Source organism: Streptomyces sp. NPDC030245 (genome assembly GCF_055572995.1).
This window is the reverse complement of the sequence record NZ_JBVICF010000007.1, coordinates 271,835-290,269: the sequence shown is the minus strand read 5'-3', so window position 1 is coordinate 290,269 and position 18,435 is coordinate 271,835. Positions and strand designations below refer to the sequence as shown.

Annotated in this window: 18 protein-coding genes; 14 read left to right on the top strand and 4 right to left on the bottom strand. The window is 71.2% G+C overall.

The features are described 5' to 3' along the window. Positions 1-82: 82 nt before the first annotated feature. The gene (locus ACZ4Z4_RS20925; RefSeq protein ID WP_468329066.1) at positions 83-1,072 is read right to left on the bottom strand and encodes a helix-turn-helix transcriptional regulator; all 990 of its coding nucleotides are present in this window, start codon (positions 1,070-1,072) and stop codon (positions 83-85) included. A gap of 373 nt (positions 1,073-1,445) precedes the next feature. Here ACZ4Z4_RS20925 and ACZ4Z4_RS20920 point away from each other — a divergent pair, with 373 nt between their 5' ends. After that, positions 1,446-1,802, top strand: coding sequence for a hypothetical protein (locus ACZ4Z4_RS20920; protein ID WP_362987996.1), 357 nt, complete (start codon positions 1,446-1,448; stop codon positions 1,800-1,802). A gap of 124 nt (positions 1,803-1,926) precedes the next feature. On the opposite strand, the gene ACZ4Z4_RS20915 is transcribed toward ACZ4Z4_RS20920, so the two are convergent. Then, positions 1,927-2,352, bottom strand: a complete 426-nt coding sequence (locus ACZ4Z4_RS20915; protein WP_468329063.1) for a pyridoxamine 5'-phosphate oxidase family protein — start codon at positions 2,350-2,352, stop codon at positions 1,927-1,929. A 147-nt stretch (positions 2,353-2,499) separates the two neighbouring features. Between ACZ4Z4_RS20915 and clpB the strand changes: the two genes are divergently transcribed. Further along, on the top strand, positions 2,500-5,118 hold the full coding sequence (gene clpB / locus ACZ4Z4_RS20910; protein ID WP_468329060.1) for an ATP-dependent chaperone ClpB: 2,619 nt from the start codon (positions 2,500-2,502) through the stop codon (positions 5,116-5,118). 242 nt (positions 5,119-5,360) lie between these two features. After that, a complete protein-coding gene (locus ACZ4Z4_RS20905; protein WP_468329057.1) occupies positions 5,361-5,900 on the top strand; it encodes a type III secretion system chaperone family protein in 540 nt (179 codons plus the stop codon). Between the two features lie 72 nt (positions 5,901-5,972). Here the strand turns inward: ACZ4Z4_RS20905 and ACZ4Z4_RS20900 are convergent, their stop codons facing one another. Beyond that, positions 5,973-7,181, bottom strand: coding sequence for a pyridoxal phosphate-dependent aminotransferase (locus ACZ4Z4_RS20900; RefSeq protein WP_468329054.1), 1,209 nt, complete (start codon positions 7,179-7,181; stop codon positions 5,973-5,975). A 127-nt stretch (positions 7,182-7,308) separates the two neighbouring features. On the opposite strand from ACZ4Z4_RS20900, the gene ACZ4Z4_RS20895 reads away from it, so the two are divergent. The 8 genes from ACZ4Z4_RS20895 (at position 7,309) to ACZ4Z4_RS20860 (ending at position 14,068) form a co-directional block, all read left to right on the top strand. Beyond that, the gene (locus ACZ4Z4_RS20895; protein WP_468329051.1) at positions 7,309-7,569 is read left to right on the top strand and encodes a hypothetical protein; all 261 of its coding nucleotides are present in this window, start codon (positions 7,309-7,311) and stop codon (positions 7,567-7,569) included. A 386-nt stretch (positions 7,570-7,955) separates the two neighbouring features. Then, positions 7,956-8,480, top strand: coding sequence for a DUF2617 family protein (locus ACZ4Z4_RS20890; protein WP_468329048.1), 525 nt, complete (start codon positions 7,956-7,958; stop codon positions 8,478-8,480). A gap of 72 nt (positions 8,481-8,552) precedes the next feature. Next, on the top strand, positions 8,553-10,121 hold the full coding sequence (locus ACZ4Z4_RS20885; RefSeq protein WP_468329045.1) for a polyamine aminopropyltransferase: 1,569 nt from the start codon (positions 8,553-8,555) through the stop codon (positions 10,119-10,121). 59 nt (positions 10,122-10,180) lie between these two features. Beyond that, positions 10,181-11,053 (top strand): SRPBCC domain-containing protein, encoded by an 873-nt coding sequence (locus ACZ4Z4_RS20880; protein WP_468329042.1) that lies wholly within the window; start codon positions 10,181-10,183, stop codon positions 11,051-11,053. Positions 11,054-11,078: 25 nt separating this feature from the next. Beyond that, complete coding sequence (locus ACZ4Z4_RS20875) at positions 11,079-11,867, top strand: aldose epimerase family protein (protein ID WP_468329039.1); 789 nt, start codon at positions 11,079-11,081, stop codon at positions 11,865-11,867. Between the two features lie 10 nt (positions 11,868-11,877). Further along, positions 11,878-12,426 carry an orotate phosphoribosyltransferase gene (pyrE, locus tag ACZ4Z4_RS20870; RefSeq protein ID WP_358709961.1) on the top strand — a complete coding sequence of 183 codons (549 nt, stop codon included), beginning with the start codon at positions 11,878-11,880 and terminating at the stop codon, positions 12,424-12,426. A gap of 115 nt (positions 12,427-12,541) precedes the next feature. Further along, positions 12,542-13,564, top strand: a complete 1,023-nt coding sequence (gene fbaA, locus ACZ4Z4_RS20865; RefSeq protein WP_468329036.1) for a class II fructose-bisphosphate aldolase — start codon at positions 12,542-12,544, stop codon at positions 13,562-13,564. A gap of 90 nt (positions 13,565-13,654) precedes the next feature. Then, positions 13,655-14,068, top strand: coding sequence for a DUF3151 domain-containing protein (locus ACZ4Z4_RS20860; protein ID WP_055533774.1), 414 nt, complete (start codon positions 13,655-13,657; stop codon positions 14,066-14,068). A 243-nt stretch (positions 14,069-14,311) separates the two neighbouring features. Here the strand turns inward: ACZ4Z4_RS20860 and ACZ4Z4_RS20855 are convergent, their stop codons facing one another. Beyond that, positions 14,312-15,508, bottom strand: a complete 1,197-nt coding sequence (locus ACZ4Z4_RS20855; protein WP_468329033.1) for an NADH:flavin oxidoreductase — start codon at positions 15,506-15,508, stop codon at positions 14,312-14,314. 56 nt (positions 15,509-15,564) lie between these two features. On the opposite strand from ACZ4Z4_RS20855, the gene ACZ4Z4_RS20850 reads away from it, so the two are divergent. The 3 genes from ACZ4Z4_RS20850 to kynU all read left to right on the top strand — a co-directional run bounded on the left by ACZ4Z4_RS20850 (position 15,565) and on the right by kynU (position 18,414). Then, positions 15,565-16,152: a CGNR zinc finger domain-containing protein gene (locus tag ACZ4Z4_RS20850; protein ID WP_468329030.1), complete on the top strand. Its 588-nt coding sequence runs from the start codon at positions 15,565-15,567 to the stop codon at positions 16,150-16,152. Positions 16,153-16,334: 182 nt separating this feature from the next. Beyond that, positions 16,335-17,207 (top strand): tryptophan 2,3-dioxygenase family protein, encoded by an 873-nt coding sequence (locus tag ACZ4Z4_RS20845; RefSeq protein ID WP_468329027.1) that lies wholly within the window; start codon positions 16,335-16,337, stop codon positions 17,205-17,207. Further along, the gene (gene kynU, locus ACZ4Z4_RS20840) at positions 17,200-18,414 is read left to right on the top strand and encodes a kynureninase (protein WP_468329024.1); all 1,215 of its coding nucleotides are present in this window, start codon (positions 17,200-17,202) and stop codon (positions 18,412-18,414) included. The genes ACZ4Z4_RS20845 and kynU overlap by 8 nt, the downstream gene beginning before the upstream one ends. Positions 18,415-18,435: the final 21 nt, after the last annotated feature.

Here is an 18,435-nt window from a genome sequence, read left to right as displayed (position 1 = left end):
ATGCGCGTGCGTTCACTTCACCGTGGGGGTTCCCGTCGAGGGGCGTGTCGCTCGGGCCGTGGGGAAGACTGAGGTCGGGCGGTCACTTCGGGTGGTCCTGGTCGAGGATGCCGGACTGGGCGATCAGGTAGCCGAGTTGGGCGCGGCTGCCGCTGCCGAGGGCGGCGGCGATCTTCGCTATGTGGGCGCGGCAGGTGCGGACGTTCATGCCGAGGCGGCGGGCGATGGCCTCGTCGACGTGGCCTTCGACGAGGAGTTTGGCTATGGAGCGTTGGACGCCGGTTATGCCGTCGGTCGTGGGGGCGTACGGCGCCTCTTCGAGCAGTGGCGAGGCGCGCTGCCAGAGCTGCTCGAAGACGTTGGCCAGATACTGGACCAGACCGGGGTGGCGGAGTTCCAGGGCCGCCTGGCGGTCTTCGCGGGCAGGTATGAAGGCCACAGTACGGTCGAAGATCATCAGCCGTTCTATGAGTTCTTCGAGGGTGCGAACCTCCACCTTCCCTTGCCGCATGTGCTCGGCATACGCGAGGGTGGCCTGGCTGTGGCGGGCGGTGTGCTGGTAGAGCGTCCGCATCCTGATGCCCCGATCGAGGATGCTCTGGCTCTGTTTCACGGCTTCGGTGACGATCGCCTCACTGCGGCCGCCACCGGGCTGGACGGTAATCACCTCCGACTGGCACTCGGCTATGGCCACTTGGATGGCCGCGTTGATGCGGCTCCCGCCTTCCAGGACGGTGATCGAATGTACGGCGGGCCGGTCCTGTGCGCTAATTGCCATAAATGGCTCGAAAGTGACGGACAGTTGGTTGGCGAGGGCCCTGCGCTCCTGAATTTCGCGCTCGATGGGCCTTAGGCGTTGCGCGAGAACAGAGGTGGGCGGAACAGGGCGAAGCCAGTCGGGGTCGTCCGGATCAGGATCCAGAAGGGCGAACTCCATCAGGCAAGGAGCGGCTTCCGCTTCGGTTCGTCGGATGCGTCCGGTACGCAGCGCGTTGGCGTAGAGCCGCTTGCCCTCATCACATAGTTCGGCCATGGCGTGTGGATGTGCCCTAATTGGGCTGTTTGTTGTCATGCCTCCACCCCCCAGGGTCCTGAACGTGCAGGAACATGATGCATCGGTCCTGTGGTGTTCGCATGGCTGAATGAGCCATCGTCTTGGAAGGCCGGGGGAGAGTCGCGATGGAAGTGAGGACGAAGCCCGCTATGCGCCAGGGAAAGCTTCGCTCGGTACTTGTCTGTGCCTTCTCCGTTGGGTTGGCTGTCAGCGCCTTCAGTGGTCTCGATGTGCGTGCGGATGCCGATACGGCCGCGACGCGCACGTCGGTGCCCGCTGCTGCGCCGTTGGACGTCATCTGGGACGCAGCTCCGCAGGGCGACGTCATCTGGGCGTCCGCTTCGAAGAGTGATGTCATCTGGGCCTCTACCCCGGCAGGAGGCGCCGCATCATGAGCACCCCTCCCGACGACCGCACCTTCCGCCGAGAAATGGCCACCGCCTACCGGTCCGGGTGGCACTTCATCGATCTGGTGACCGCGATCCCTCACCGCGGTGACTCCTTGATGGTGACCCTGCTCGGTGAGCCGATCGTCGTCACTCGTGATGACGAGGAGGAGATCCGGGCCTACCGGTGCCTGCGGCGGCCCCGCGGGGCACCGCAGCCCGTGCGGTGTGCCATCCGGTACGGGATGGTGTTCGTCAATCTCGACCGGCGCGACCACCAGATGGTCGGGCAGCAGGAACAGCAGGGCCCGGACGCCATGGGCGTCTCGGACAACATCACAGCCACCCCCCGCAGTGCCTGACGCGATTCCCCCGTCGTTGTAAATCGCGCAGGCGCTTCCCCCAGCAGCGGCGCCACCGTGGACCTGAACACGGTGGCGCCGCTGTGGTGTGCGGGAAGCGAAGCACGTACAAGTACGGACGGCGTCAGGGCTTGCCCAGTGCTCGGGTCACCGTGATCTCGATCAGGACCCGGTCCGGGTTCGGGGACGGGCGGCGTTCGTAGCGTTCCTCGTAGCGGTCCTCCGCTTCCGCCACCGCCTCCGGTTCCGTTCGCACGACCGCGTGGCCCTCCAGCGTCGCCCAGCGCCGGCCCGCGAACTGGCAGACCGCCACCCGCGCCCCGGGGCCTTCCACGCCCGTCGCCGCCAGGATGTGTGCGACCTTCCGGCTCGTCTTGCGGGCGAGGACCCGGGCGACCCCGGCCTCCGGGTCGTACGTCACGCCGACCGGCACCACGTGCGGGGTGCCGTCCGGGCGGAGCGTCGTCAACGTGCAGAGGTGCCGTTCGCGCCAGAAGCTGAGGTAGGGCTCGGGCGGGTCGGACGGGTCGATGCGCGGGTTCGGGGCCATGACCAGGGAACATAGCCGCCCGGACTTCCCGGCCCCTCCTTGAGTGGAATAGACTCAAGTTTGTGTAGGTTGAGTAAGTCAGTGTGGGAGGGGGACCCGTTCGTGGAGGCCCCCCGCCGTAGGACCCCGTAAGGAGGAGAAGCGCACGTGGACGCCGAGCTGACCAACAGGAGCCGGGACGCGATCAACGCGGCCAGCAGCCGCGCGGTCAAGGACGGGCACCCGGACCTGACCCCCGCGCACCTGCTGCTCGCGCTGCTGGAGGGCGAGGACAACGAGAACATCGTCGATCTGCTCGCCGCGGTCGACGCCGACCAGGCCGCCGTGCGCGCGGACACCGAGCGCGTCCTCGCGGGCCTGCCCAGCGTGACCGGGTCCACGGTCGCGCCGCCCCAGCCCGACCGTGAACTGCTGGCCGTCGTCTCGGACGCCGGACAGCGCGCGAAGGAGCTCGGGGACGACTATCTGTCCACCGAGCACCTGCTCATCGGCATCGCGGCCAAGGGCGGCAAGGCCGGGGACGTACTCACTCAGCACGGGGCCGGCAGCAAGAAGCTGCTGGACGCTTTCGAGAAGACAAGGGGAGGGCGCCGGGTGACCACACCCGACCCCGAGGGTCAGTACAAGGCACTGGAGAAGTTCGGCACCGACTTCACCGCGGCGGCCCGCGAAGGACGGCTCGACCCCGTCATCGGACGGGACCAGGAGATCCGGCGGGTGGTTCAGGTGCTGTCGCGGCGTACGAAGAACAATCCCGTCCTCATCGGTGAGCCGGGTGTCGGCAAGACCGCCGTCGTGGAAGGGCTCGCCCAGCGCATCGTGAAGGGGGACGTCCCCGAGTCGCTGAAGAACAAGCGGCTCGTCTCCCTCGACCTGGGCGCCATGGTCGCCGGCGCGAAGTACCGCGGCGAGTTCGAGGAGCGCCTGAAGACCGTCCTCTCCGAGATCAAGGAGAGCGACGGGCAGATCATCACCTTCATCGACGAGCTGCACACCGTGGTCGGCGCCGGGGCCGGCGGCGACTCCGCCATGGACGCCGGGAACATGCTCAAGCCCATGCTCGCCCGCGGTGAGCTGCGGATGGTGGGTGCGACCACCCTGGACGAGTACCGGGAGCGGATCGAGAAGGATCCCGCCCTGGAGCGCCGCTTCCAGCAGGTGCTCGTCGCCGAGCCGAGCGTCGAGGACTCCATCGCGATCCTCCGCGGGCTCAAGGGGCGGTACGAGGCGCACCACAAGGTGCAGATCGCCGACAGCGCCCTGGTGGCCGCGGCCTCGCTCTCCGACCGGTACATCACCTCCCGCTTCCTGCCCGACAAGGCCATCGACCTCGTCGACGAGGCCGCGTCCCGGCTCCGGATGGAGATCGACTCCTCGCCCGTCGAGATCGACGAGCTCCAGCGCGCCGTCGACCGGCTGCGGATGGAGGAGCTCGCGCTCAGCAAGGAGACCGACCCCGCGAGCAAGCAGCGTCTCGACAAGCTCCGGCGCGACCTCGCCGACAAGGAGGAGGAGCTGCGCGGCCTCACTGCCCGCTGGGAGAAGGAGAAGCAGTCCCTCAACCGCGTCGGTGAGCTGAAGGAGAAGCTCGACGAACTGCGCGGCCAGGCCGAGCGCGCCCAGCGCGACGGCGACTTCGACACCGCGAGCAAGCTGCTCTACGGAGAGATCCCCGCCCTGGAGCGCGACCTCGAAGCGGCCTCCGAGGCCGAGGAGGAGGCTGCCGCCCAGTCCAAGGACACCATGGTGAAGGAGGAGGTCGGGCCCGACGACATCGCCGATGTGGTCGGCGCCTGGACCGGTATCCCCGCCGGGCGGCTCCTGGAGGGCGAGACGCAGAAACTGCTGCGCATGGAGGACGAGCTCGGCAAGCGGCTCATCGGGCAGGGCGAGGCCGTGCGGGCCGTCTCCGACGCGGTGCGGCGCACCCGCGCCGGGATCGCCGACCCCGACCGGCCCACCGGCTCCTTCCTCTTCCTCGGTCCGACCGGCGTCGGCAAGACCGAGCTGGCCAAGGCCCTCGCGGACTTCCTCTTCGACGACGAGCGGGCCATGGTCCGCATCGACATGAGCGAGTACGGCGAGAAGCACAGCGTCGCCCGCCTCGTCGGCGCCCCTCCCGGGTACGTCGGGTACGAGGAGGGCGGCCAGCTCACCGAGGCGGTGCGCCGCCGTCCGTACAGCGTCGTCCTCCTCGACGAGGTCGAGAAGGCGCACCCGGAGGTCTTCGACGTCCTGCTCCAGGTCCTCGACGACGGGCGGCTCACCGACGGGCAGGGGCGGACGGTCGACTTCCGCAACACGATCCTGGTCCTTACGTCCAACCTGGGCAGCCAGTACCTGGTCGAGCCGCTCACCTCCGAGGAGGAGAAGAAGCAGCAGGTCCTGGAGGTCGTGCGGGCCTCCTTCAAGCCCGAGTTCCTCAACCGGCTCGACGACCTCGTCGTCTTCTCGGCGCTCACCAAGGACGAACTCGCGCACATCGCCGCGTTGCAGATCGACCGCCTCGCCAAGCGGCTCGCGGACCGGCAGCTGACGCTGGACGTCACGCCCGAGGCGCTGGCCTGGCTGGCGGACGAGGGCAACGATCCGGCGTACGGGGCGCGGCCGCTGCGGCGGCTCATCCAGACCTCCATCGGCGATCGGCTCGCCAAGGAGATCCTTGCGGGGGAGGTCAAGGACGGTGACGTCGTCCGCGTCGACCGCGTCGCCGACGGCCTCATCGTCGGCCCGTCGACGACTTCCTCGCCGGGCAAGTCCCTGTAGCGGGGTCCCGTCTGCGCGGTTCGGTCGGTTCCCGTCTGCGGGTCGTGGTCCGTCCTCGCGCAGTTCCCCGCGCCCCTGAAGGGGCGCTCCGCGCCCCCCTGGGGGCGCGGGGAACTGCGCGCTCGGACACCGCCTGTCCGCGGTCGGCGAACGGCGGAAACCCGGCAGGCGAGCAGCCGGGCTTGCCCCCGGGGGCCCTTCCTGAGAGAGGATGGGCCCATCCATACGAAGGGACACAGCACGTGAGCATCGACCCGTCCTCGATTCCGAATTTCGGGGGACAGCCCGACCCGCAGCAGGGCTCAGGACCGGCGGGCCCCGTCGTCCCCGACCAGGACCTGGTCAAGCAGCTCCTGGACCAGATGGAGCTCAAGCACGTCGTCGACGACGAGGGTGACCTCGCGGCGCCGTGGGAGGAGTTCCGTACGTACTTCATGTTCCGCGGCGAGGACGACCAGCAGGTCTTCTCGGTGCGGACGTTCTACGACCGGCCGCACCAGATCGAGGAGAAGCAGCAGCTTCTCGAGTCGATCGACGACTGGAACCGCCGCACGCTGTGGCCGAAGGTCTACAGCCACACGCACGACGACGGCACGGTCCGCCTCATCGGTGAGGCGCAGATGCTGATCGGCACCGGTGTCTCGCTGGAGCACTTCGTGTCGTCGACGGTCAGCTGGGTGCGCGCCGCGATCGAGTTCGACCGCTGGCTCGTGGAGCAGCTGGGCCTGGAGTCCGAGGTCGACTCCGCCGAGGGTGAGAAGCCCGGCGACGACGAGGCCTGAGGGTCCGTACGCGGATAAGAGCCCGGCGGGGTGTACAGCACCCCGCCGGGCTCTCGCACGTCGTGAGGGCGGTCAGCCGGCCAGCGACTTGAGGCGCGTCACCGCCTCCTCCAGGACCGTCGTCTGCTTGCAGAAGGCGAAGCGGACGAAGGGCGCGCCCGCGTCCCGGTGGTCGTAGAAGACCGCGTTCGGGATGGCGACGACGCCGGCCCGCTCCGGGAGCGAGCGGCAGAAGGCGAAGCCGTCGGTCGTGCCGAGCGGGGTGATGTCGGTCGTGATGAAGTACGTGCCGGCCGGGCGGTAGACGTCGAAGCCCGCCGCCGCCAGGCCCTCGCCGAGGAGGTCCCGCTTGGCCAGCATGTCCGCGCGGAAGTCGTCGAAGTAGGACGACGGGAGGGCGAGCGCCTCCGCGACGGCGTACTGGAACGGGCCGGAGGAGACGTACGTGAGGAACTGCTTCGCCGAGCGGACCGCGGCGACCAGCTCCGGGGACGCGGTGATCCAGCCGACCTTCCAGCCCGTGAACGAGAACGTCTTGCCCGCCGAGCCGATGCTGACCGTGCGCTCGCGCATGCCGGGGAACGTGGCGAGCGGAATGTGCTCGGCGTCGTCGAAGACCAGGTGTTCGTAGACCTCGTCGGTGACGACGAGCAGGTCGCGCTCGACCGCGAGGTTCGCGATCTCCGTGAGCTCGGCGCGGGTGAGGACCGTGCCGGTCGGGTTGTGCGGGGTGTTGAGGAGGATCAGCCGGGTGCGGTCGGTGACCGCGTCGCGCAGCTCGTCCAGGTCGAGGACGAAGCGGCCCTCCCGGGGGCGCAGGGTGACGGGGACGCGGACGCCGCCCGCGAGGGCGATCGAGGCGGCGTACGAGTCGTAGTAGGGCTCAAGGGCGATGACCTCGTCGCCCGGCTCGACGAGGGCGAGCAGGGACGCGGCGATCGCCTCGGTCGCGCCGGCCGTCACGAGGACCTCGCGGTCGGGGTCGTACGAGAGGGCGTAGCGCGCGAGCTGGTGGCCGGCGATCGCCGTGCGGAGTTCGGGGACGCCGGGGCCGGGCGGGTACTGGTTGCCGCGGCCGTCGCGCAGCGCCCGCACCGCGGCCTCCCGCACGGCCTCGGGGCCGTCCGTGTCGGGGAAGCCCTGGCCCAGGTTGATCGCGCCGGTGCGCACCGCGAGCGCGGACATCTCTGCGAAGATCGTCGTGCCGAACTCGGCGAGGCGGCGGTTGAGCAGCGGGCGCTCGCGCCCCGAGGGGCCGGAGGAGGACGTCATGGCCGCCATCCTGCGCCGAACCTCTGGACTTCCTCAACTCTGCTTTGGGCCGGGTTGGCGCAGGGCATCTCCCTGGCACGCGAGAAGCCGGCCGACGGGGGACCTGCTTCGGGGGAACGGAAGGAGCGTGAGGGCCATGTTCATGGCTTTCGTCTTCGTAGCGGTGCTGATCTTCGCCCTGGTCGCGGCGATCGGTTACGGGGGGAGCGGCCGGCGCCGCACCCGGTCGCGGTGGACCTCGGGCACGGCTTCGAGCTCGGCGGGCGGCAGCTGGTGGGCCGGGGGCGGCGACGGCGGGCACGACGGGGGTTCCTCGTGCGGCGGCGGATCGTCGTGCGGCGGCGGCAGCTCCTCCTGCGGAGGTGGCGGCGGAGGCGGGTGCGGCGGAGGCAGCTGACACGGGGCAGCTGGTCCACCGAATCCCACGAAGCGCCCGGCGGGGCCTCGCAATTCCCGCCGGGCGCTTCGGTGTTGCGGTGGAGTGCCGAGCTTCGGCGCCACGTCAGGGGCGGGTTCTGTGATGGCTGTACTGAACAGATGAACTGCGTGGCCCTCATGGGGATGGAAACGACACGTACTTGGGTAAAAACGCAGTGGCAGCGTCGCCGACCATGATTCCCTCTGATACGTCAGCACCGCCCTCGGACGTCTCACCAGGTTTCGTAGACCGCGAACTGGATACCCGAAAGACGTTCTTGTGGGCACGAGCCGGCATTCCGACCTCCCGGAGTCCGATCCGGGTGCGCCGGCCCCACCTCCATTGAGTGTTAGCGGAGCCGACCCATGCTCACGACCCTGAAGACCGTCTATACCGACACGCGCGCCGAGGACCTGGCCTGGGCCCTGGGGCGCGAGCCGTTGCCCGCGCTGGCCACCCTCGACCTGCAACTGGCCGACGCGAAAATGCAGTTGAGACTGCTCGGGGCCTCGCACCAAGTACTCCTCGAGGATGAACAGGGCGCTTGTTCGGAGACCGTGGCCTGCATCCCCGGAAGTAGTACACCCCTGCCGCTCGGCGTATCGAAACGCGTGGGTGAATGGGAGTACGAATTCGCGGCTCGCGTGGAAACGCTGTCGCGCGGTCAGTTCGCGGGCCGTGCACAGGAGTTGCTCGCCCTTGTGGCCGAACACCCGCACGGATTGGCGGGTGTGTTCCCCGGCAGTCCGCACGCGTTCACCGCGCTGCTCGCACAGCGGCACGAAGGCTCACTGATGTGGCGTACGTGGCACGCGTATCCCCAGGAGGGCCAGCTCGTGGCGACCCGGACGAGGGTGGGTGCGCGCATGCCGCTGTCCACGGCGCTCTGACCGGGCGGGCGGGGGGATTTGCACTCATGTGGGGGACCCGGCGTGAGCCGGTGGTGACGTAGCGTTCCAGGGGTGCTCCAGTCGTCGGTGCGGTTGCCGGTCTCGCCCCGTACAGGACGGTTCCTCGTCCTCGTGGGCGTCTTCGTCTGCGCTGCCTGCGGCCTCGTGTACGAACTGGAACTCGTCGCCCTCGCCGCGTACTTGATCGGTGACTCCGTCACCCAGGCATCCGTCGTCCTCTCCGTCATGGTCTTCGCCATGGGCATCGGATCGCTGCTCGCCAAGCGGCTGAGACGGCGCGCCGCCGCCTGGTTCGGCCTCGTCGAGGCGGCGCTCGCGCTGGTCGGCGGGTGCAGCGCCATGGCGTTGTACGCGGCGTTCGCGTGGACCGGCGACAAGGGCGAGGTGTGGGCCAGCGGCTCGCGCGGCCTGCTGGTCGCGTTCTCCCTCGCCATCGGCATCCTCATCGGCGCCGAGGTGCCGCTCCTGATGGTGCTCATCCAGCGCATCCGGCGGCAGGACGCGGGCGGCGCCGTCGCCGACCTCTTCGCCGCCGACTACGTGGGCGCCCTCGTCGGCGGGCTCGCCTTCCCCTTTCTGCTGCTCCCGATGTTCGGGCAGCTGACGGGCGCCCTGTTCACCGGCGCGGTCAACGCCGTCGCGGGCGGCGCGCTCGTCCTCGGCCTGTTCCGGCAGGACTTGAGCGCGCGCGGTCGCTGGGTGCTCCTCACCGCCAACGTGGTGGTCCTCTCCCTGCTCGCCGCCGCCGCCGTCCTCGTCGACGACTTCGAGCGGGCCGCGCGGCGCGCGGTGTACGGCGCGGACATCCGGGTCGCCGTCCAGACCGACGTGCAGGAGGTCGTCCTCACCGGCGGCCGCCGCAGCTCCCTCGACCTCTTCCTCGACGGCCGCCTGCGCATCAGCGGCCGCGACGAGAAGCGCTACCACCGGGGCCTCGTCGCACCCGCCATGCGCGGGCCGCACGCGCGCGTCCTCGTCCTCGGCGGCGGCGACGGCCTCGCCGCGCGCGAGGCCCTGCGCCACCCGGACGTGCGCCGCGTCGACATCGTCGAGCTGGACGCGGGCGTCGTCGACCTCGCACGGAACGACCCCGCCCTGAGCGAGCTCAACGGCCGCGCGCACCACGACCCGCGCGTGCGGGTAGTGCACACCGACGCGTTCCGCTGGCTGCGCCAGACCCGCGCGAAGTACGACGTGGTCATCTCCGACCTGCCGGACCCGGGCATCACCGCCAGCACCAAGCTCTACTCCCAGGAGTTCTACGGCCTCGCCACCCGGGCCCTCGCCGACGGCGGCAGGATCGCCGTGCACGCGGGGCCGCTGACGGCCAGGCCGCGCGTCTTCTGGACGGTGGAGGCCTCACTGCGGGCGGCCGGCCTGCGGACCGTGGCGTACCGGGTCGGCGGGCGGCTCACGGGATTCGCCGCCGGTCCCGACCGCACGGCCCAGGGGGCCGGGGCGGCCCGCGACTGGGGCTTCGTGCTCGCCTCGCGGACCCGGCCCGTGTTGCTGCGCGCGGCCCGGTCGGAGGTGGTGCGGGCCGGGGCGCGGGCGGCCGCGCCGACCCGGCAGCGGGGACTGCCGCCCTCGACCCTGGTGCATCCGCGTTACGCGAACTGACGTACACGGTGCGGCGAACTGTCGTACAAGTGGTGGCCGCGTGGGTAGGCTCCCCTGCCATGGAGCATGAGGTGTTCGTGCCGGTCTCAGCAGAGCGGCTCCGGCAGGTCCTGGCCGATCCCGAGCGGGTCGCCGGGGCGGTTCCCGGGCTTCAGCGCGACGCGGAGGAGACGGCGGGGCCGCTCTCCGGCCGCCTCAAGGTGCGCGTCGGGGGCCACACCATCACCTACCGCGGCTCGGCGCGGACGGCTGCCCGCGCCGACGGGGCGTACACCGTCGAGGGCGAGGGCGCGGAGGTCCGCGGCTCCGGCTCGGTGCGGCTGACGCTGACCGTGCGGATCGTGTCGGGCGTCGAGGGGGCGACCCTCGTGTTCGACGGCGGCGCGACCGCCGACGGCCGGATCACGGAGGGTTCTCCACAGGCTGTGGAATCCGCGGTCCGGCGGCTCCTGGACCGGTTCGCGGAAGGCCTCGGAGCGGCGGCGCCCCCCGACACGGCACCGAGCGACGACGACGATGGCGCCGACGCCGACGCCGACGCCGACGCCGACGACGTGCTCGACGACGACGATGATGACGATGACGACGGCATCAACCTCGACGACACCAACGTCCTCGACGAGGTGGACGGCATCGAAGACCTTGAAGACCTCGACGACCTCGAAGAGCTGGAGCGCCTCGGGGCCCTGGAGAACATGGACGACATCGGCGACATCGACGTGCCGCCCGCCGAGGCCGCGCACGCGCGCCGCACCATGATCGGCCGCAGCGCCGAGGAGGTCGACCACGCCCCGCCCCGCGGCCGGTACGCGCCCGCGCCCGCCGCCGAGTCCCTCACCGCGGGCGCCACGCTGCGCTGGGCCGCGCCCGCCGCCGCGCTCGCGCTGGCGTCGGCCATCGTCGTCGGCCGGGCCCTGCGCCGCCGCCGCTGACCGCGCACGCCGTAGGGTCGGCCCTGTGAGTACCGAAGACGTGACCCTCACCGCGGGCGACGCGGAAGTGACGGTGCAGCCGGGCAACGGCTGCCGCATCGGAAGCCTGCGCGTCGGCGGCGTCGAGCTGCTGCGCCAGGGCGAGAAGTACGGCTGCTTCCCGATGGTGCCGTGGTGCGGCCGGATCAGGGACGGGCGGTTCCGCGACGGCGCGGTGGTCCACCAGATGCCGCTGAACTCCCCGCCGCACGCCATCCACGGCTTCGCCCGCGACGCCGAATGGCGTACGGCACGGTCCTCGAAGACCGAGGCCGTCTTCACGTACGACCTGACCGACCCCTGGCCGTACCCCGGGCGCGTCACCCAGATCGTGGAACTCGGCGAGGACACGTTGACGCTGCGGCTCGGCATCGAGACGTACGGCGACTCGTTCCCCGCGCAGGCCGGCTGGCACCCCTGGTTCAACCGCACCCTCGACGGCGCGGACGTGCGGATCGACTTCGACCCCGCCTGGCAGGAGGAGCGCGGCGCCGACCACCTCCCCACCGGCCACCGCGTCGACCCGAAGCCCGGCCCCTGGGACGACTGCTTCGGCATGCCCGACGGCGTCGACGTGAAGCTGACCTGGCCCGGACGGTTCGAGGTGAACGTCAAGAGCCGCGAGCAGTGGGTCGTCGTCTACGACGAGCAGGAGGCCGCGGTCTGTGTGGAGCCGCAGACCGGGCCGCCCAACGGGCTCAACACCGACCCGCGCCTGGTCACCCCCATCGAGCCCCTGGAGACGGCGACGACCTGGACCTGGCGTCGGCTTTAAGCTTTCAGGCATGACTGACGTACGCGGCGAGCTGCTGCAGCAGATCAAGGACAAGGCCGTCGTGCACGGCAAGGTGACGCTCTCGTCCGGCCTGGAGGCCGACTACTACATCGACCTCCGCCGGATCACCCTCGACGGCGAGGCCGCGCCGCTGGTCGGTCAGGTCCTGCTCGACCTGACCGCCGACCTCGACTTCGACGCCGTGGGCGGCCTGACCATGGGCGCCGACCCCGTCGCGGGCGCGATGCTGCACGCGTCCGCCGCGCGCGGCAGGCGCCTGGACGCCTTCGTGGTCCGCAAGGCCGCGAAGGCGCACGGCATGCAGCGCCGCGTCGAGGGCCCCGACATCAAGGGCCGCCGCGTCCTGGTCGTCGAGGACACCTCCACCACCGGCGGCTCCCCGCTGACCGCCGTCGAGGCCGTCCGCGAGGCGGGCGCCGAGGTCGTCGGCGTCGCCACGATCGTGGACCGGGCCACCGGCGCCGGCGAGAAGATCACCGAGGGTGCGGGTGTGCCGTACCTCTTCGCGTACTCGAAGGACGACCTCGGCCTGGACTGACGGCCGGGTCCGTCAGGACCGTCGCGTCTGGAAAGATGGGGGCGACAATGTCGTCGCCCCCAGGTCAGGGTCCAGGCAGCACAGCACCCACCCGCACATCACAAGGAGCGGACACATGCCCATCGCAACTCCCGAGGTCTACGCCGAGATGCTCGACCGGGCGAAGGCAGGCAAGTTCGCCTACCCGGCGATCAACGTGACGTCCTCGCAGACGCTGCACGCGGCGCTGCGCGGCTTCGCCGAGGCCGAGAGCGACGGCATCATCCAGATCTCCACCGGTGGCGCGGAGTTCCTGGGCGGCCAGCACAACAAGGACATGGTGACCGGCGCGGTCGCGCTCGCCGAGTTCGCGCACATCGTCGCCAAGAAGTACGACGTCACGGTCGCGCTGCACACCGACCACTGCCCCAAGGACAAGCTCGACGGCTACGTCCGCCCGCTCCTCGACGTCTCCGCCGAGCGCGTCAAGGCCGGTCAGAACCCGCTGTTCCAGTCCCACATGTGGGACGGCTCCGCCGAGACCCTCGCCGACAACCTGGCCATCGGCCAGGAGCTGCTCGCGAAGGCCGCCGCCGCGAAGATCATCCTTGAGGTGGAGATCACCCCGACCGGTGGTGAGGAGGACGGCGTCAGCCACGAGATCAACGACGAGCTGTACACGACCGTCGACGACGCGCTGCGCACCGCCGAGGCCCTGGGCCTGGGCGAGAAGGGCCGCTACCTCCTCGCCGCCTCCTTCGGCAACGTGCACGGCGTCTACAAGCCGGGCAACGTCGTCCTCCGTCCCGAGCTCCTCAAGGACCTCCAGGAGGGCGTCGGCGCCAAGTACGGCAAGCAGTCGCCGTTCGACTTCGTCTTCCACGGCGGCTCCGGCTCGACCGCCGAGGAGATCGCGACCGCCCTGGAGAACGGCGTCGTGAAGATGAACCTCGACACCGACACGCAGTACGCCTTCACGCGTCCCGTCGCGGACCACATGTTCAAGAACTACGACGGCGTCCTGAAGGTCGACGGCGAGGTCGGCTCGAAGAAGACGTACGACCCGCGCACCTGGGGCAAGCTCGCCGAGGCCGGCATGGCCCAGCGCGTCACCGAGGCCTGCGCGAACCTGCGCTCCACGGGCACGAAGCTGAAGTAGTACCTCGTAGTACCTCTTGTTCCGCGTGTGAAGGCCCCGGGTCGGTGACCCGGGGCCTTCGCCGTATCGGCATGCCGCAGACTGGGTCCCATGGCCATTCACAAGGATCTGCTCGGGGGACCGCCCCCGACCCACCTGCCCGACGACCCGGAGCCGCGCGAGCTCCTCGCGAACGGTACGGCGCCCGCCGACGTCGCCGCGAAGTACCCCACGTCCTCGCTCGCGTGGGCCCAGCTCGCCGACGAGGCGTACGAGCGGGGCAGCGTCGTCGAGTCGTACGCGTACGCCCGTACGGGATACCACCGCGGTCTGGACGCCCTGCGCCGCAGCGGCTGGAAGGGCCACGGGCCTGTGCCGTGGGAGCACGAGCCCAACCGCGGGTTCCTGCGCGCCCTGCACGCCCTCGCGCGGGCCGCGCAGGCGATCGGTGAGCAGGAGGAGTACGAGCGCTGCGCGGGCTTCCTCCGTGACTCCTCGGAGACCGCGGCGAAGACGCTCGGCTGACGTTGGCGGGGTCCGGGGTGCCGCCACGGGGGCGCTGCCCCCGGACCCCCTGCCCTCGGGGGCTCTGCCCCCGGACCCCCTTTATCGGCCTGAACGGCCTCGTCCTCAATCGCCGGACGGGCTGAAACTCCCCGGCCCGGCTGAAATCCTCGGGCCCGGACGGGCTGACACTACGGCGCCGGGGGCGTTTTTAGGGGCGCGGGGAACTGCGCGACCAGCCACAACCAACCCGCACCCGAAAAATCAACGCAAGGACCCCAGCAGCCCCGCATCGAACGGCGCCGCCTCCCCAAGGCGGCCCCCCATCGCCTTGTCCGCCCACCCTGCGTCAGCGATCAGCGCCCGCCCCACCGCGATCACGTCGAACTCGTCCCGCTCCATGCGGTCGAGGAGCAGGGCGATGCCGGTCGTCGCGGTCTCCTTCGTCCAGCCGGGGGCGAGGAACTCCTTGTCGAGGCCGACCGAGCCGACCGACAGCGCGGCCTTGCCGGTGAGTTTCTTGACCCAGCCCGCGAGGTTCAGGTCGTCGCCGGGGAACTCGGGGAGCCAGTAGCGGCGCGTGGAGGCGTGGAAGGCGTCGACGCCCGCGGCCGCCAAGGGGGCGAGCAGCGCGTCCAGTTCGGCCGGGTCGGCGGCGATCTTCGCGTCGTACGCGTCCGCCTTCCACTGCGAGAAGCGGAAGATGACGGGGAACGTCGGCGAGACCGCCGCGCGCACCGCCTCGACGATCTCGCGCGCGAAGCGGGTGCGAGAGGCGAGGTCGCCGCCGTAGCCGTCGGTGCGGCGGTTGGTGGTGCCCCAGAGGAACTGGTCGATCAAGTAGCCGTGGGCGCCGTGCAGTTCGACGCCGTCGAAGCCGATCCGTTCGGCGGCGGCCGCGCTGTCGGCGAAGGCCCCGATGACCGCGTCGATGTCGGCGCCGGTCATCGCGCGGCCCTTGGCGGTGCCGTCGAGGGCGAGGCCGGAGGGGCCGACCGGCGGCGCGTCGGGGACCGGGCCCTGGCCCTCGTCGCGGACCGCGCCGATGTGCCACAGCTGCGGGACGATCTTCCCGCCCGCCGCGTGCACGGCCTCGGCGACCCGCTGCCAGCCCGCCAGGGCGGCTTCTCCGTGAAAGCGCGGGACGCGGTGGCTGCCGCCGGCCGACGGGTGGCCGACGTAGGTGCCCTCGGTGACGATCAGGCCGACGCCGCCCGCGGCGCGGCGCGCGTAGTACTCCGCCACGTCCGCGCCCGGCACGCCGTCCGGCGAGAACTCGCGGGTCATGGGAGCCATGGCGATGCGGTTGCGCAGGCTGAGGCCGTTGATGTCGAAGGGGCGGCCGAGGAGCCGGGCGGCTCGTGCGGCGGTGGTTTCCGTGGGGTCCGCGCTCTGCGTGCTTTTCGTGCTCTGCGCGCTCTGCGTGCTCTGCGCGCTCTGCGTGCTCTTCGTGGTTTCCATGACAGCACTGTACGTACTTTGGTCATGTCTGTAGCGGGGCGGGTACCGTGAACGGCATGAACTGGCCCGCGATCGAGCGCCTCAGCCTGACCCCCGCGCCCGGCGGCCTCGCCCTCGTTCAGGAGCTGCTGAACACCGCGCCCGCCGGCCACGCCGACTCCGTCGACCTGCTCGCCGACGGGGCGCTCGACCGCGCCCAGGAGTGGGCCGACCATGCCGTGCGGGGCTGGGCGGAGGAGGCGGGCCGGGGGGACGTGCGCCTGGTCCTGACAGCTGATGACCTGGTGAAGCTGCGCTGTCTGCGGGACCAGCTGCGGCGCGCACTGGCCTGTACCGACCGGGACGGGGACGCGGTGCGCTTCACCTCCGCGCCGGTCGTGGTCGCCCTCTCGGGCAACGGCGCCCTCACCGTGGAGCCGGAGGGCGCGGGCGCGCGCTGGCTGGCCTCCGCGGTCCTCGCCGAGGCGCTGCTGGCCCAGACGTCGGGCCTCTGGCGGCGGCTGAAGATCTGCCGCAACGACCTCTGTGCCGCCGCGTTCTACGACCGCTCCCGCAACAACAGCGGCGTCTGGCACTCGGTGCGCGGCTGCGGGAACGCCGCGCATCTGCGGGCCTGCCGCGAGCGGCGCCGCGCCCTGGGCTGAGGCCGGGCCCCGCCAGGGCTGCGGGGCGCGACAGTTGCGTATGGGATTTGGTGCTGTGTGGGTGGGGTCGGTGCCTTGCCGATCGCGGGAAAGTTGCGGAAGATGCCGGTGGGGACCGGGGCCCCCGTGCCGGTAACGGCAGGGGCGGACCGCTACCCGGAGTACGTATCGAGGAGACAGCGATGTCCCCAGAGACGCATGAGGCATCCCCCGAGGAGCGCGCGGCGTCCACCGAGGTCCACGAGGCGGAGAGCCCGAACCTCGACTTCGCAGGCACCACCCCGTACGAGGACTACGTCCAGGCGGACGTCCTCACCCATCTTCAGCACCTGCGCTCGGACGACCCGGGCGAGATGGTCTTCCTGGTCACCACCCAGGTCATGGAGCTGTGGTTCACGGTGATCGTGCACGAGTGGGAGACCGCGGCGCACGCCCTGCGGCGCGACGACATCCCCACCGCGCAGAACGCGCTCAAGCGCAGCCTGCGCGAGCTGGAGGCCCTGAACGCCTCCTGGCGGCCCCTCGCCCAGCTCACGCCCGCCCAGTTCAACTCCTACCGCGGCGCGCTCGGCGAGGGCTCGGGCTTCCAGTCCGCGATGTACCGCCGCATGGAGTTCCTGCTCGGCGACAAGTCCACGTCCATGCTCGTCCCGCACCGGGGCGCGCCCCGCGTCCACGCGGAGCTGGAGAAGGCGCTGCACGAGCCGAGCCTCTACGACGAGGTGCTCGGCCTGCTCGCGCGGCGCGGGTACGCGATCCCGGCGGCCGTCCTGGAGCGCGACCTCGCCAAGAAGTACGAGCCGTCGCCCGAGGTCGAGGCCGTCTGGACCGAGCTCTACTCCGGCGACGAGCACGCCGACCTGGCCCGCCTCGGCGAGACGCTGACCGACGTCGCCGAGCTGGTCTGGCGCTGGCGCAACGACCACCTGGTCGCCACCCGCCGCGCCATGGGCGCCAAGACGGGCACGGGCGGCTCGGCGGGCGTGGCCTGGCTGGAGAAGCGTGCGTCGAAGAACGTGTTCCCCGAGCTGTGGACTGCGAGGAGCCATGTCTGACCTGCGGAGCGATGACCTCCGGAGCGATGACCTCCGGAGCGAGGCGGAGGCGCTCGACTCCCGCGACGGACTCGCCGCCAAGCGCAAGGAGTTCGCCCTCGACGACACGGTGTACCTGGACGGCAACTCGCTGGGCGCCCTGCCCGCGCACGTGCCGGCCCGGCTCGCCGAGGTCATGACCCACGAGTGGGGCACGCTCCGCATCCGCTCGTGGGAGGAGAGCGGCTGGTGGACGGCCCCCGAGCGGATCGGCGACCGCATCGCCCCGCTGGTCGGCGCCGCGCCGGGCCAGATCGTCGTCGGCGACTCCACCAGCGTCAACGTCTTCAAGGCGCTCGTGGCGGCCGTCCGGATGGCCGGTGAGGGGCGCGACGAGATCGTCGTCGACGCCACGACCTTCCCCACCGACGGGTACATCGCCGAGTCGGCGGCCCGCCTCACCGGCCGCCGGCTCGTCCCGGTGGCCCCGGGCGACGTCCCCGGCGTGCTCGGCGAGCGCACCGCCGCCGTCCTGCTCAACCACGCCGACTACCGCACCGGACGCCTGCACGACCTGCCGGGCCTGACGGCTGCGGTCCACGCGGCGGGCGCCCTCGCCGTCTGGGACCTGTGCCACACGGCGGGCGCGCTGCCCGTCGGCCTGGACGCGCACGGCGTGGACCTCGCGGTGGGCTGCACCTACAAGTACCTGAACGGCGGCCCGGGTTCGCCCGCCTACCTCTACGTGCGCGAAGGACTCCAGTCCCGCTTCGACTCCCCGCTGCCCGGCTGGAACTCGCACGCCGAGCCCTTCGGGATGCGGCCGGAGTTCGCGGCGGCGGACGGGGCGGTGCGCGGGCGCGTCGGCACGCCCGACATCCTCTCGATGCTCGCTCTGGAAGCCGCGCTCGACGTCTGGGACGGCGTGTCCGTCGACGACGTGCGCGCCAAGTCCCTCGCCCTGACGGACTTCTTCCTGCGGTGCGTCGGCGCGTACGTCCCGATGGGCAAGGTCGAGTCCCTCACGCCCGCCGCGCACGGCGAGCGCGGCAGCCAGGTCGCGCTGCGCTGCGAGGGCGCGGGTGACGTGATGCGGCGGCTCGTCGAGCGGGGCGTCGTCGGGGACTTCCGCGCGCCCGACGTGCTGCGGTTCGGCTTCACACCGCTGTACGTGTCCTTCGCGGACGCCGAGCGGGCGGCTCGTGTCCTCGCGGAGACCCTGGGCTGATAACGTCCGGCGGATCTTGCC

Bases quoted from the DNA above. Each gene is read 5' to 3' on its own strand.
- ACZ4Z4_RS20925 (WP_468329066.1), bottom strand. From the start codon at position 1,072: ATGACAACAAACAGCCCAATTAGGGCACATCCACACGCCATGGCCGAA.
- ACZ4Z4_RS20920 (WP_362987996.1), top strand. From the start codon at position 1,446: ATGAGCACCCCTCCCGACGACCGCACCTTCCGCCGAGAAATGGCCACC.
- ACZ4Z4_RS20915 (WP_468329063.1), bottom strand. From the start codon at position 2,352: ATGGCCCCGAACCCGCGCATCGACCCGTCCGACCCGCCCGAGCCCTAC.
- ACZ4Z4_RS20900 (WP_468329054.1), bottom strand. From the start codon at position 7,181: ATGGCGGCCATGACGTCCTCCTCCGGCCCCTCGGGGCGCGAGCGCCCG.
- ACZ4Z4_RS20895 (WP_468329051.1), top strand. From the start codon at position 7,309: ATGTTCATGGCTTTCGTCTTCGTAGCGGTGCTGATCTTCGCCCTGGTC.
- ACZ4Z4_RS20890 (WP_468329048.1), top strand. From the start codon at position 7,956: ATGCTCACGACCCTGAAGACCGTCTATACCGACACGCGCGCCGAGGAC.
- ACZ4Z4_RS20880 (WP_468329042.1), top strand. From the start codon at position 10,181: ATGGAGCATGAGGTGTTCGTGCCGGTCTCAGCAGAGCGGCTCCGGCAG.
- pyrE (WP_358709961.1), top strand. From the start codon at position 11,878: ATGACTGACGTACGCGGCGAGCTGCTGCAGCAGATCAAGGACAAGGCC.
- fbaA (WP_468329036.1), top strand. From the start codon at position 12,542: ATGCCCATCGCAACTCCCGAGGTCTACGCCGAGATGCTCGACCGGGCG.
- ACZ4Z4_RS20860 (WP_055533774.1), top strand. From the start codon at position 13,655: ATGGCCATTCACAAGGATCTGCTCGGGGGACCGCCCCCGACCCACCTG.
- ACZ4Z4_RS20855 (WP_468329033.1), bottom strand. From the start codon at position 15,508: ATGGAAACCACGAAGAGCACGCAGAGCGCGCAGAGCACGCAGAGCGCG.
- ACZ4Z4_RS20850 (WP_468329030.1), top strand. From the start codon at position 15,565: ATGAACTGGCCCGCGATCGAGCGCCTCAGCCTGACCCCCGCGCCCGGC.
- ACZ4Z4_RS20845 (WP_468329027.1), top strand. From the start codon at position 16,335: ATGTCCCCAGAGACGCATGAGGCATCCCCCGAGGAGCGCGCGGCGTCC.
- kynU (WP_468329024.1), top strand. From the start codon at position 17,200: ATGTCTGACCTGCGGAGCGATGACCTCCGGAGCGATGACCTCCGGAGC.